The 13,595-nt window shown below is 72.6% G+C and carries 11 protein-coding genes; 7 read left to right on the forward strand and 4 right to left on the reverse strand.

The genetic code is table 11. The features are described 5' to 3' along the window. Positions 1-18: 18 nt before the first annotated feature. Positions 19-2,247, forward strand: coding sequence for an SUKH-4 family immunity protein (locus AC5677_RS13830; RefSeq protein WP_497195342.1), 2,229 nt, complete (start codon positions 19-21; stop codon positions 2,245-2,247). A 277-nt stretch (positions 2,248-2,524) separates the two neighbouring features. Here AC5677_RS13830 and speB read toward each other — a convergent pair whose 3' ends face one another. Further along, the gene (gene speB, locus AC5677_RS13835; protein ID WP_497195343.1) at positions 2,525-3,505 is read right to left on the reverse strand and encodes an agmatinase; all 981 of its coding nucleotides are present in this window, start codon (positions 3,503-3,505) and stop codon (positions 2,525-2,527) included. 162 nt (positions 3,506-3,667) lie between these two features. Between speB and AC5677_RS13840 the strand changes: the two genes are divergently transcribed. Continuing rightward, positions 3,668-4,465 carry a phosphatase gene (locus tag AC5677_RS13840; RefSeq protein ID WP_497195344.1) on the forward strand — a complete coding sequence of 266 codons (798 nt, stop codon included), beginning with the start codon at positions 3,668-3,670 and terminating at the stop codon, positions 4,463-4,465. Between the two features lie 108 nt (positions 4,466-4,573). Next, entirely contained in the window at positions 4,574-4,762 is a 189-nt protein-coding gene (locus AC5677_RS13845) for a hypothetical protein (RefSeq protein ID WP_497195345.1), read from the forward strand. 152 nt (positions 4,763-4,914) lie between these two features. Here the strand turns inward: AC5677_RS13845 and AC5677_RS13850 are convergent, their stop codons facing one another. The 3 genes from AC5677_RS13850 to AC5677_RS13860 form a co-directional block, all read right to left on the reverse strand. Then, positions 4,915-5,805: an acyl-CoA thioesterase gene (locus AC5677_RS13850; protein WP_497195346.1), complete on the reverse strand. Its 891-nt coding sequence runs from the start codon at positions 5,803-5,805 to the stop codon at positions 4,915-4,917. A 19-nt stretch (positions 5,806-5,824) separates the two neighbouring features. Then, positions 5,825-6,982, reverse strand: a complete 1,158-nt coding sequence (locus tag AC5677_RS13855; RefSeq protein WP_497195347.1) for an acyl-CoA dehydrogenase family protein — start codon at positions 6,980-6,982, stop codon at positions 5,825-5,827. A gap of 111 nt (positions 6,983-7,093) precedes the next feature. Further along, positions 7,094-7,720: an SACE_7040 family transcriptional regulator gene (locus AC5677_RS13860; protein WP_497195348.1), complete on the reverse strand. Its 627-nt coding sequence runs from the start codon at positions 7,718-7,720 to the stop codon at positions 7,094-7,096. 104 nt (positions 7,721-7,824) lie between these two features. Between AC5677_RS13860 and AC5677_RS13865 the strand changes: the two genes are divergently transcribed. Genes AC5677_RS13865 through AC5677_RS13880 form a run of 4 tightly spaced genes read left to right on the forward strand, consistent with a single transcriptional unit; the run spans position 7,825 to position 13,593 of the window. Beyond that, entirely contained in the window at positions 7,825-9,492 is a 1,668-nt protein-coding gene (locus AC5677_RS13865; RefSeq protein ID WP_497195349.1) for a carboxyl transferase domain-containing protein, read from the forward strand. Positions 9,493-9,509: 17 nt separating this feature from the next. Continuing rightward, positions 9,510-11,471 carry an acetyl/propionyl/methylcrotonyl-CoA carboxylase subunit alpha gene (locus tag AC5677_RS13870; protein ID WP_497195350.1) on the forward strand — a complete coding sequence of 654 codons (1,962 nt, stop codon included), beginning with the start codon at positions 9,510-9,512 and terminating at the stop codon, positions 11,469-11,471. Then, entirely contained in the window at positions 11,468-12,436 is a 969-nt protein-coding gene (locus AC5677_RS13875) for a hydroxymethylglutaryl-CoA lyase (RefSeq protein WP_497195351.1), read from the forward strand. The genes AC5677_RS13870 and AC5677_RS13875 overlap by 4 nt, the downstream gene beginning before the upstream one ends. A gap of 2 nt (positions 12,437-12,438) precedes the next feature. After that, positions 12,439-13,593 carry an acyl-CoA dehydrogenase family protein gene (locus tag AC5677_RS13880; protein ID WP_497195352.1) on the forward strand — a complete coding sequence of 385 codons (1,155 nt, stop codon included), beginning with the start codon at positions 12,439-12,441 and terminating at the stop codon, positions 13,591-13,593. Positions 13,594-13,595 lie beyond the last annotated feature (2 nt).

Raw genomic sequence — 13,595 nt, forward strand, 5'->3', positions numbered from 1 at the left:
TCGAGGGAGAGCAGCCAGATGACCAGTAACACCCCGGCGCTGGAGACCGTTCCCGCGCAGGAGGCCACGGATCGGCTGCTGCGTTGGTGGCAGGACTCGTCGGATCCGCTGGCGCCGGGGGGCTGGCTGAACCTGGTCGGCGGCGGGGGCGCGGCCGATGGCGGGCGGGTGCTGCGGGACGTGGGCGCGCAGGTGGCGTCGAGCGTGGTGGTCGACGCCACGGAGCGCACCGCTGAGGACCTGCTGCGCGAGGTGTTGGCGGCCCTGGGGCTGGAGTCCTGGCGCCACGGCGGTCTGCAGTGGATCTCCGAGGTACGCGCCCTCCCCGAGCGGCGGTTGGTGCTGCTCACGCACGTGCACCGGATGGGCCGCACCCGCCGCTCGTACGAGGCGGAACGGCTGCTGACCGGCGCCTTGAAGGCGCTGTGCGCACGCACCGGGCTGCACGTGATCGCCCACCTCGACGCGCCGGCCTTGTTGCGCTCAGGCGACGCCGGCCTCCGGCTGGAGACCCCGGCGGGAGCGGACGGGGGCGCGACACCGTCCGCCTGGCCCGACGCGGTGCGGGCCCTGGCGCTCGCCGAGCCCCGCACGGTGCCGCTGCGCGCCTGGGCGGCTCTCGTGTCGGGCTGGCGTACCGGGGGCACGGAGGACGGCCGCCCGGTCGACGAGAACGCGCTCCGGGCGGTGCTGGCGGAGCACTCCCCGTGGCTGGAGGAGCGCGGCGACGGCGTCGGCTTCGTCGACGAGGGGCTGGCCGAGGCGCTGCGGCAGGAGACCGCCGCGGAGACCGTGACCCTCGTCAACCGCCACATGACGGCCTGGCTGCGGGCCCTCGCCGCCGAAGGGGAACTGGCCCACCCCGACGGGTGGGTGGCGAGCGGCCCTTTGGGGAGGTACGCAGCCGGCGGCCTGGCCATGCACGCGGCGCAGGCCGACCACGAGCAGAAGTGGACCGCGCAGACCCTCGACGACCTGGCCGCCCGCGGCGAGTTGGTCGCCCACCTCCCGCAGACCGCCCTCCTCGACGCCGCGCGCTGCGCTCACTACGGAGGCATCGGCGGCAACTCCGCGGCGGCGGACGCCGCGTACCTCTGGGACTACGGGGTCGTGCCGGAGTCGCAGGCAGCCTGGGCCGCGTGGCTGCACCTCATGGCGACCGCACGCGGCGACGAGGACTTCGTGGCCGGGCTCCTCGCCTCGGGGATCGGCCTTCCCTGGAAGGCGGTGTGGACCCGCTGGCGCCCGCCGGGCGGGTTCCACGCGTCGTTCCTGGCGCCGGGCGTGGTCGGCGAGACGGTCGAGGTGCGCTGGCAGGGCCGGCCGGCGGTGGCCGCGCTCGGCACGCCGGACGTGGACGTCAGCATCTGGGACGCGCGGACCGGAGATCCGCTGGCCGGGCCCTGGCCGGAGGACACCGTCGTCCCGGAGGAGTTCCACGCCGTCCTCAGCCGGCCGGAGGGCTCCGGATCCGACGGTCCGATCACCACGCTCGACGCACTCGAAGCCGCCGTCCCGGGCACCGCGGCGGCACATCCGAGCCTGCTCTTCGCCCCGGTGCTGAGCGTCGGCGAGCTGGCGATCCTGGGCGGCCCCGGCGGGCTCTTCGCCCTGGCACCCGCCGAGGGCTGGCAGGAGGCGGCCGGCATGCCGTACCGCGCGCCGCTCTCCGGCCCGTACGCGGCGGCGGGCCCGACCACCCCGCGGCGGGCGGCACCGCCCGGGACCGCGGACCTGCGTGCTGTCGTGGGCGAGCGCGCCTTCCGCCCCTTCAAGGAGGAGCAACTGCCGGAGGCTGTCGCCGAGGACGGGGCGCGCCAGGTGCTGACCGACGTCGGCGTGCCCGTGCTCGACGAGGGCGGACTGCGGCTCGCCCCGGACGACGAGGACTTCCTGACCGAGTTCGACTGGCCGGAGGACGCGGCCGAAGAACCGGAGAGCGAGGGCCCGTTCCTCCGGCTCGGCCGGTGGATGGGCGCGGACGTGGTCCTGGACGGGACCGGCGGAGAGGTGTTCCGGGTCTCCGGGGACGAGGGCGATCCGGTCGGCGGGGCGCTCGTGGCGTCCTCGCTGGAGGCCTTCCTCGCCATGGTCGGCCAGTGGCTGATCGGTCTGCGCATCTCCGCGACCGTGGACAACAGGGACGAGCGGTACGCACTGCGCCAGCACGTCAGCGGTGAGCTGTGGATGCTCGACGAGGACGGTTCCGAGTCCGAGGCCTGGATGTACGTCTTCGAGAACGACTGACGGGCCGTCGGCCCGGACACACCGCGCGACGCGGCGAGCTACCTGCCCGTGCCGCCGTCCCACGGCAGCCTCGCCGCCGACGCCTTCTTCGCGCACCTGAGCGGGGGGCGCCGGCCGGTCAGGGCGAGTGGGTGGCCTGGCTGCACCTGATGGCGACCGCCCGCGGGGACACGGCGCTCGCCCGGTCCGTGCGGACGGCCCGCCACGGTGGTTCCGTGGCGGGCCGTCGTCGTCATGCCGCGCTCATGCGTGTCCGCACGCGGCGGCACGGTGACCGTCAGCCCTGCCGCCCCGCCGCGATCTGGCGCGACATGATCGTCGTCAGCTCGTACGCGGTGTGCGAGGCGGCGACGGCGGTGATCTCCGCGTGGTCGTACGCCGGGGCGACCTCGACGACGTCGGCGGAGACCAGGTTGCACGAGGACAGCCCGCGCAGGATCTCCAGGAGCTCGCGGGAGGTCATACCGCCGGCCTCGGGGGTGCCGGTGCCGGGTGCGTGGGCCGGGTCCAGGACGTCGATGTCGATGGAGATGTAGAGCGGGCGGTCGCCGATGCGCTGGCGCAGCTGGTCGGCGACCTCGTCGGCGCCGCGGCGGTAGACGTCCGCGGAGGTGACGATGCCGAAGCCCATCTTCTCGTCGTCGGTGAGGTCCTTCTTGCCGTAGAGCGGACCGCGGGTGCCGACGTGGGAGAGCGCGGAGGTGTCGAGGATGCCTTCCTCGACGGCGCGGCGGAAGGGGGTGCCGTGGGTGTATTCGGCGCCGAAGTAGGTGTCCCAGGTGTCCAGGTGGGCGTCGAAGTGGAGCAGCGCCACCGGGCCGTGCTTCTTGGCGACCGAGCGGAGAAGGGGCAGGGCGATGGTGTGGTCGCCGCCGAGGGTCATCAGACGGGCGCCGGTGCCCAGCAGGTCGTCGGCCGCGGCCTCGACCGTCTCGACGGCCTCGTTGATGTTGAAGGGGTTGGCGGCGATGTCGCCGGCGTCCGCGACCTGGGCGAGCGCGAAGGGGGACGCGTCCTGGGCCGGGTTGTAGGGGCGCAGCAGGCGGGAGGCCTCGCGGATGGCGTTGCCGCCGAAGCGGGCGCCGGGGCGGTAGGAGACGCCGGAGTCGAAGGGGACGCCGACGACCGCCACATCGGCCCGGGACACCTCGTCGAGGCGGGGCAGGCGGGCGAAGGTCGCCGGACCGGCGTAACGCGGGATACGGGAGGAGTCGACGGGGCCCACGGGCTCGTTCGATGCGCTGGCTGCGGTGGTCATGAGGGTGAGGCTAGGGACCTCCACGCGCGCGGCCCATGGACATTTGCGGAAGACGGGGCGAGGGCGTTGGACGTTTTGGCCAGGGGTGGGGGCGGCCGACGCGGGCGTCCGGGGTACGAAACTCCCCCGCCGCGCAGGATCCGTACGGGCACAATGGGCGCTATGCCGATAGCCGCAGAAGCCTCCGCCCCCTCGCGCGCCGAGCTTGTCGATCATCTGGTGCGCACCCGGATCGCCGGAGACGTCGCCACCCCCCGCGAGAACAACCTCTCCCACTACCGCAAGCTCGCCAACGGTGACCGCCACTACTGGCTCGGGCTGGAGCTCGGCGAACGATGGACGGACGAGCAGGATGTGCTCGCCGTGATGGCGGAGCGCTGCGGAGTGAACGACGATCCCCACCACCGCCAGGGCCAGGACACCATCGACCCCGAGCTGACGGTGGACGCGCTGGAGCGGGCGGCGGCGGTACTGCGCAAGGCGGCGGCCGGCCGGCACCGGGTGCTGTTCGCGACCGGCCACCCGGGCGGGCTGCTGGATGTGCACCGCGCGACGGCGCAGGCGCTGCGCGCCAAGGGCTGCGAGATCATGACGGTGCCGGGCATCGTGGCCGTGGAGGACGGCCTGGTGGTGCAGTTCGCGGACGTGGCGGTGCTGGAGCGCGGCGCGAGCCTGTGGCACACCCACTCCCCCGCGCCGATGTCGGCGATCCTGGACCAGCTGGAGCGGGACGGCAGCCCGCTCCCCGACCTGGTCATGGCGGACCACGGCTGGGCCGGCTGCGCCGCGCAGCGCGGCATCGACACCATCGGCTTCGCGGACTGCAACGACCCGGCGTTGTTCCTGGGCGAGGCCGAGGGCACGCTCCAGGTGACGATCCCGCTGGACGACCACGTCCTCAGCCCGCGCTACTACGACCCGCTGACCGCCTACCTGCTGAACACCGCCGGGGTGGCCTGAGGGTTTCCCCGGCTCCCCCCGGCCGAACCGACCGTTGTGCGAGCTTTTCGCGGACGTGCGAGGCTGAGGGCGAAGCGATCCACCACCCCGCCCTTGGGGATGAGCACCATGGGTAGCAGTTCCAAAGCGCAAGACGCCCGCGAACAGGCCGAGGCAAAGCTGCGCGAGGAGAGGGAGAAGACGGCACGGCGTTCCGACCGCGTTGCCGCCGCCGACCAGGCGTTCAAGGAGAAGTTGCGCCAGCAGCAGGAGGAACAGGACCGGCGCGACACCTTCGACGCGAACTACGACGTCTGAGCAGGCTCACGGCACGGAGAAGAGCCCGCACCCCGTCCCCGGAAGAGAAGAAGCCCCTCGTGATCGCGATACATGAGGGGCTTTCCCTTTTCTGCGCGCCCTCGGCGCCTTGCCCACGTCCTCAGCGCCTTGCCCACGCCGCGGCACTTTGCCTACGTCCGCGGCACCCGGATGACCCCCTCCTGGATCACCGACACCGCCAGCCGCCCGTCCTCCGTGAAGATGCGGCCCTTGCCCAGGCCCCGGCCGCCCTGTGCGGTGGGGGACTCCTGGTCGTACAGCAGCCATTCGTCGGCGCGCAGCGGCCGGTGGAACCACATCGCGTGGTCCAGGCTCGCGCCGACCACATCGCCGACCGCCCAGCCGCCCCGGCCGTGTGCCAGCAGGATCGAGTCCAGCAGGGTCATGTCGGAGACGTAGGTGACCAGGCAGATGTCCAGCAGCGGGCGGGGGATCGCGCCGTCGTCGTCGAGCTTGCCCTGGGTGCGGAACCAGACCTGGGAGCGTGGTTCGCGCGGTTCGCCGACGGTGACGTAGGGCGGCTCGTCCACGTACCGCAGGTCGATCGCGGCACGGGCCTCCAGCAGCCGCTCGGCGACGTCCGGGGTGAGGAAGCGTTCGGCGTGACGCGGCAGCATCTCGGCCGCCGTGGGCAGGGTCAGCGGGTCGGGCGCGGGCGGCATCGGCTCCTGGTGTTCCAGGCCCTCCTCGTGGACCTGGAAGGACGCGGAGAGGTGGAAGATCGGCTGGCCGTGCTGGACGGCGACGACGCGGCGGGTGGTGAAGGACCGGCCGTCGCGGATCCGGTCGACGGTGTAGACGATGGGCGCGCCGGGGTCGCCGGGGCGCAGGAAGTACGCGTGCAGGGAGTGGGGCGGGCGATCTGCGGGGACCGTCCGCCCGGCCGCGACCAGGGCCTGGGCGGCGACCTGTCCGCCGAAGACCCGGGGGACGACCGAGGCGCGGCTCTGGCCGCGGAAGATGTCCTGCTCGATCCGCTCCAGGGAGAGCAGATCGAGCAGGGACTGCAGGGCGTCGTTCACGTGCGTGGTGCCCGGCGGCCTAGAGGCCCATGGACTTGGCGATGATGGACTTCATGACCTCGCTGGTGCCGCCGTAGATGCGGTTGACGCGGTTGTCGGCGTACAGGCGGGCGATGGGGTACTCGTTCATGTAGCCGTAGCCGCCGTGCAGCTGGAGGCAGCGGTCGATCACGCGGTGCGCGACCTCGGTGCAGAACAGCTTGGCGGAGGCGGCCTCGGCCGGGGTCAGCTCGCCGGCGTCCAGGGCCTCGAGCGCACGGTCGGCGACGGCCTCGGCGGCGTCCACCTCGGCCTGGCAGGCGGCCAGTTCGAACTTGGTGTTCTGGAAGGCGGCGACGGGCTTGCCGAAGACGGTGCGCTCCTGCACGTACTCCTTGGCGAACCGGACGGCGGCCTTGGCCTGCGCGTAGGCACCGAAGGCGATGCCCCAGCGCTCGGAGGCGAGGTTGTGGCCCAGGTAGGCGAAGCCCTTGTTCTCCTCGCCGAGCAGGTCCTCGACCGGGACCTCGACGTCGACGAAGGCCAGCTCGGCGGTGTCGGAGACCTTCAGGCCGAGCTTGTCCAGCTTGCGGCCGATGGAGTAGCCCGCGGAGGTGGTGTCGACGGCGAAGAGGGAGATGCCGAAGCGGCGGTCGTCCTCGCGGGGGGCGGCGGTGCGGGCGCAGACGATGACGCGGTCGGCGTGCACGCCGCCGGTGATGAAGGTCTTGGCGCCGTTGAGGACGTAGTGCGTGCCGTCCTCGGAGAGCTTGGCGGTGGTCTTCATGCCGGCGACGTCGGAACCGGTGCCCGGCTCGGTCATGGCGAGCGCCCACATCTCCTCGCCGCTGACGAACTTCGGCAGGTAGCGCTTCTTCTGCTCGTCGGTGGCGAGCATCTGGATGTAGGGCAGGCCGAGCAGCACATGCACGCCGGAGCCGCCGAAGGTGACGCCCGCGCGGGCGGTCTCCTCGTACATCACGGCCTCGAACTTGTGCGAGTCGATGCCGGCGCCGCCGTACTCCTCGTCGACGCGGATGCCGAAGACGCCCAGCTCGGCGAGCTTGTAGTAGAAGTCGCGGGGGGCCTGGCCGGCGGCGAACCAGTCGTCGTAGACGGGGACGACCTCGCCCTCGATGAAGGCGCGTATGGTCTCGCGGAACGCCTCGTGATCTTCGCTGAACACCGTACGGCGCATTGCTACGTCGCCTCCTTGACCGCCGCCACTGGCTAAGCGCTTGCTCAGCCTCTGTACCCGGCGAAAGCTACCGGCCGGTCACCGGAACTGTCCAGAGGAGTTCGACGAGACCTACGACGCCACCACCGGCTCCGCCGGTTCCACCGCCGCCACCGCGCCGAAGGCCCCCAGCGCCAGCCGGTGCAGCAGCTCCGCCATCTCCGTACGGCCCGGGAGCGCGCCGGGGCGGCCGAGGTGCGGGGTGGAGTTGAGCAGCCCGAAGACGGCGTGCACCGCGGCGCGGGCCTGGGACTCGGAGGGGCCGGGGTGCACCTGGCGGACGACCGTCACCCACAGCTCGACGTACTGCCGCTGGAGCTGCCGCACCCGCTTGCGGTCGGCCTCGCGCAGCCGGTCCAGCTCGCGGTCGTGCACGGTGATCAGCGGCCGGTCGTCGAGCGCGAAGTCGATATGGCCGTCGATCAGCGCGTCGAGCACCGCCTCGGGGCTCTCGCCGCCCTCCGCGATCCGCATCCGGCCGCCGTCGAGCAGCCGCTCGCTGATCCCGACCAGCAGCTCGGCCAGCATCGCGTCCTTGCCGGCGAAATGGCGGTAGAGGCCGGGGCCGGAGATGCCCACGGCGGCCCCTATCTCGTCCACCCCGACGCCGTGGAACCCGCGCTCCGCGAAGAGCCGGGCCGCCTCCTTGAGGATCTGCTCGCGGCGGCTGGGCGTGGCGGGCGCATGCGCATTACTCATACGGCCAATTGTAGACAGCCGGGTTAGTGCTCGTTAACCTGGGAGAAACGAGGTTAACGGTCACTAACCACGGTCACCACCGTCGGGCAAGGGGGCTCGTACAGATGGAGCAGGCACCGGTGCTGGGGAGCGTCGGGGGTCCCCCCGCGCACACACGGTCGGGCGCGGCGGACGATCCCGCGTCCGACTCCTGGCGGGCCAACGAGGCCGCGCACCGCGAACTGACCGCCCGGCTGCGCGAGAAGCTCGCGGCGGCGCGGCTGGGCGGCGGCGAGAAGGCCAGGGCGCGGCACACCGCGCGCGGCAAGCTGCTGCCCCGCGACCGGGTGGACGCCCTGCTGGACCCCGGCTCGCCGTTCCTGGAGCTGGCGCCGCTGGCCGCCGACGGGATGTACGGCGGGGCGGCACCGGCCGCCGGGGTGATCGCCGGCATCGGCCGGGTCTCCGGCCGCGAGACGGTGATCGTCGCCAATGACGCCACGGTCAAGGGCGGCACGTACTACCCGATGACGGTCAAGAAGCATCTGCGGGCCCAGGAGATCGCCCTGGAGAACCGCCTCCCGTGCCTGTACCTCGTCGACTCCGGCGGCGCCTTCCTGCCGATGCAGGACGAGGTCTTCCCCGACCGGGAGCACTTCGGGCGGATCTTCTACAACCAGGCGCGGATGTCGGGAGCGGGCATCCCGCAGATCGCCGCCGTCCTCGGATCGTGCACGGCGGGCGGCGCCTACGTCCCGGCGATGAGCGACGAGGCCGTGATCGTCCGCAATCAGGGCACGATCTTCCTGGGCGGGCCGCCGCTGGTGAAGGCCGCCACCGGCGAGGTCGTCACCGCCGAGGAGCTGGGCGGCGGCGAGGTGCATGCGCGGACCTCCGGGGTCACCGACCACCTCGCCGAGGACGACGCCCATGCGCTGCGCATCGTGCGGACCATCGTCTCCACCCTCGGCGACCGCGCCCCGCTGCCCTGGCCGGTGCGGCCCGTCGAGGAGCCCACGCTCGATCCGGCCGGCCTCTACGGCGTGGTGCCCGCGGATTCCCGTACGCCCTATGACGTGCGGGAGGTGATCGGCCGGATCGTCGACGGCTCCCGCTTCGCGGAGTTCAAGGCCGAGTACGGCACGACGCTGGTCACCGGCTTCGCGCACCTCCACGGCCATCCGGTCGGCATCGTCGCCAACAACGGCATCCTCTTCTCCGAATCCGCCCAGAAGGGCGCCCACTTCATCGAGCTGTGCGACCAGCGCGGCATTCCGCTGCTGTTCCTCCAGAACATCTCCGGCTTCATGGTGGGGCGTTCGTACGAGGCGGGCGGGATCGCCAAGCACGGCGCGAAGATGGTGACGGCGGTGGCCTGCACGAGGGTGCCCAAGCTCACCGTCGTCATCGGCGGCTCCTACGGCGCGGGCAACTACTCGATGTGCGGCCGGGCGTACTCCCCCCGCTTCCTGTGGATGTGGCCCAACGCCAAGATCTCCGTGATGGGCGGCGAACAGGCCGCGTCGGTCCTCGCCACCGTCAAACGCGATCAGCTGGAGGCGCACGGCGAGGAGTGGAGCGCCGAGGACGAGGACGCCTTCAAGGCGCCGATCCGCGAGCAGTACGAGACGCAGGGCAACGCCTACTACGCGACCGCGCGGCTGTGGGACGACGGCGTCATCGACCCCATGGAGACCCGCCAGGTGCTGGGACTCGCCCTGACGGCCTGTGCCAACGCACCGCTTCCCGCCCGGGACAGCGCGGCGCCCGGCTACGGCGTCTTCCGGATGTGAAAGGGATGGCCAAGAGAATGTTCGACACGGTTCTGGTCGCCAACCGCGGCGAGATCGCCGTCCGCGTCATCCGTACGCTGCGCGCCCTCGGCATCCGCTCGGTCGCCGTCTTCAGCGATGCGGACGCCGGCGCCCGGCACGTCCACGAGGCCGATACGGCGGTACGGATCGGCCCCGCGCCGGCCGCCGAGAGCTATCTGTCCATCGACCGCATCCTGGAGGCCGCCGCGCGCACCGGCGCGCAGGCCGTCCACCCCGGCTACGGCTTCCTCGCCGAGAACGCCCGCTTCGCCCGCGCCTGCACGGACGCCGGGCTGGTCTTCATCGGCCCGTCCGCCGAGGCCATCGACCTGATGGGCGACAAGATCCGCGCCAAGGAGACGGTACGGGCGGCCGGTGTACCGGTCGTGCCCGGCTCCTCCGGCAGCGGCCTGAACGACGCCCAACTGGCCGCCGCGGCACGCGAGATCGGCATGCCGGTGCTGCTCAAGCCGTCCGCGGGCGGCGGCGGCAAGGGCATGCGGCTGGTGCGCGACGAGGCGCTGCTCGGCGACGAGATCGCCGCCGCCCGGCGCGCGGCCCTGGGCGCCTTCGGCGATGACACGCTGCTGGTCGAGCGCTGGATCGACCGCCCCCGGCACATCGAGATCCAGGTGCTGGCGGACGGCCACGGACACGTCGTCCACCTCGGCGAGCGCGAATGCTCCCTCCAGCGGCGCCACCAGAAGGTCATCGAGGAGGCCCCGTCGGTCCTGCTGGACGACGCCACCCGCGCGGCGATGGGCGAGGCGGCCGTCCAGGCGGCCCGCTCCTGCGGCTACCGCGGCGCGGGCACGGTCGAGTTCATCGTCCCCGGCAAGGACCCCGCCGCGTACTTCTTCATGGAGATGAACACCCGCCTCCAGGTCGAGCACCCGGTCACCGAACTCGTCACCGGGTACGACCTGGTGGAGTGGCAGCTGCGGATCGCGGCCGGCGAGCGGCTCGGCTTCGCCCAGGAGGACATCGCCCTCACCGGGCACGCCGTCGAGGCCCGTATCTGCGCCGAGGACCCGTCCCGCGACTTCCTGCCCACCGGCGGCACGGTCCTCGCGCTGCGCGAGGTGCGGGGCAACGGAGTGCGGACCGACTCCGGGCTCTCCCAGGGCGCGGAGGTCGGCAGCCGCTACGACCCGATGCTCTCCAAGGTCATCGCCTACGGACCGGACCGCCCGGCGGCGCTGCGCAGCCTGCGCGCCGCGCTGGCGGAGACCGTCACCCTGGGCGTGACGACCAACGCCGGCTTCCTGCGCCGGCTGCTCGCCCACCCCGATGTGGTCTCCGGCGAGCTGGACACCGGGCTGGTGGAGCGGGAGGCCGCCGCCCTGGTGGACGGCACGGTGCCCGAGGAGGTGTATGCGGCGGCCGCGGCGGTGCGGCAGGCGGCCCTGGAGCCGCAGGCGCCCGCGGGTGGCTGGCGCGACCCGTTCGGCGTGCCGAACGGTTTCCGGCTGGGCGGCGAGACGGCTCCGGTCCGCCACTGGCTGCGGGTGCCCGGCCATGACCCGGTGGCGTACGACGTCCGGCCCGGTGCGCCCGGGGACGTCACACCGGACCTCGTACGGATCACCGTCGACGGCGTCCTGCACACCTTCCACCGCAGCGGCGACTGGCTCGGCAGGGACGGCGACTCCTGGCACGTCCAGGACTACGACCCGGTGGCGGCGACGCTGAGCGGCGCGGCCCGCGGGCACGGCGTGGACACCCTCGCCGCCCCGATGCCCGGCACCGTCACGGTCGTGAAGGTGGCCGTCGGCGACGAGGTCACCGCCGGGCAGGGCCTGCTGGTGGTGGAGGCGATGAAGATGGAACACGTCATCGCCGCGCCGCACGCCGGGACCGTCACCGAACTGGACGTCACCGCGGGCACGACCGTCGCCATGGACCAGATCCTGGCCGTCGTCGCCCCACACGAGCCCGCCGAGGAGACCGCGTCATGACCACAGCCGGCCCGCCCGCCCCCGGACTTCCCGCCGGCCTGCCGATGGAGGTGCGGTCGGAGGGGCTGCCCACCCGCGTGACGATCCACGAGGTCGGCGCCCGCGACGGCCTGCAGAACGAGAGCGCGGTCGTCCCCACCGAGATCAAGGCGGAATTCATCCACCGGCTCGCCGCCGCGGGCCTGCCGCTCGTCGAGGCCACCAGCTTCGTCCACCCCAAATGGGTCCCCCAACTCGCCGATGCGGAAGCCCTGTTCCCGCTCCTGGGCGATCTCGACCCGCACCGCCTCCCGGTGCTGGTCCCCAACGAGCGCGGCCTGGACCGGGCGCTCGCCCTGGGGGCCCGCCGGATCGCGGTGTTCGGCAGCGCCACCGAGTCGTTCGCCAAGGCCAACCTCAACCGCACCGTCGACGAGGCGCTGGCGATGTTCGCGCCGGTCATCGCGCGCGCCAAGGACGCCAAGGTGCAGGTGCGCGGCTACCTCTCGATGTGCTTCGGCGACCCCTGGGAGGGCCCGGTGCCGGTCGCCCGGACCGTTCGGGTCTGCCGGGCGCTGCTCGACATGGGCTGCGACGAACTGAGCCTGGGCGACACCATCGGCGTCGCCACCCCGGGCCATGTCCAGCATCTGCTCGCCGCGCTGAACGAGGCGGGCGTGCCCACCTCCCGCCTGGGCGTCCACTTCCACGACACCTACGGACAGGCGCTCGCCAACACCTTCGCCGCGCTCCAGCACGGCGTCACCACCGTCGACGCCTCGGCGGGCGGCCTGGGCGGCTGCCCGTACGCCAAGAGCGCCACCGGCAACCTCGCCACCGAAGACCTCGTGTGGATGCTGCACGGCCTCGGCATCGAGACCGGCGTCGACCTCGGCCGGCTGGCCGCCACCAGCGTCTGGCTGGCCGAGGTCCTGGGCCGTCCCAGCCCCTCCCGCACCGTTCGCGCCCTCTCCCACAAGGAGTGACCATGACCCTGGATCACCGTCTGACCGCCGAGCTGGAAGAACTCCGGCGCACGGTCGAGGCGTTCGCGCACGACGTCGTCGCCCCCAAGATCGGCGACTACTACGAGCGGCACGAGTTCCCCTACGAAATCGTCCGCCAGATGGGCGAGATGGGCCTGTTCGGCCTGCCGTTCCCGGAGGAGTACGGCGGGATGGGCGGCGACTACCTCGCGCTCGGCATCGCCCTGGAGGAGCTCGCCCGGGTCGACTCCTCGGTGGCCATCACCCTGGAGGCGGGCGTCTCGCTCGGCGCCATGCCCCTCTACCGCTTCGGCACGGAGGAGCAGAAGCGCGCGTGGCTGCCCAAGCTGTGCAGCGGCGAGATGCTCGGCGCCTTCGGCCTGACCGAGCCGGACGGCGGCTCGGACGCGGGCGCGACGCGGACGACCGCGGTGCGCGACGGCGACTCCTGGGTGATCAACGGCAGCAAGTGCTTCATCACCAACTCCGGTACCGACATCACCGGCCTGGTCACGGTCACGGCCGTCACCGGCCGCAAGGCCGACGGCTCCCCGCTGATCTCCGCGATCATCGTGCCGTCCGGCACCCCCGGCTTCACCGTCGGCGCCCCGTACTCCAAGGTCGGCTGGAACGCCTCCGACACCCGCGAGCTGTCCTTCTCCGACGTCCGGGTGCCCGCCGCCAACCTCCTCGGCGAGGAGGGCCGCGGCTACGCCCAGTTCCTGCGCATCCTCGACGAGGGCCGGATCGCCATCGCGGCGCTGGCCACCGGCCTGGCGCAGGGCTGTGTGGACGAATCGGTCGGCTACGCCAAGGAGCGCCGCGCCTTCGGCCGCCCGATCGGCACCAACCAGGCCATTCAGTTCAAGCTCGCCGACATGGAGATGCGCGCCCACACCTCCCGGCTGGCGTGGCGCGACGCCGCCTCCCGCCTCGTCCACGGCGAACCCTTCAAGAAGGAGGCCGCGCTCGCCAAGCTCTACTCGTCCGAGATCGCGGTGGACAACGCCCGCGAGGCCACCCAGATCCACGGCGGCTACGGCTTCATGAACGAGTACCCGGTCGCCCGGATGTGGCGGGACGCCAAGATCCTGGAGATCGGCGAGGGCACCAGCGAGGTCCAGCGGATGCTGATCGCGCGCGAGCTGGGGTTCTGACA

This window comes from Streptomyces sp. JLSY215, assembly GCF_059682825.1.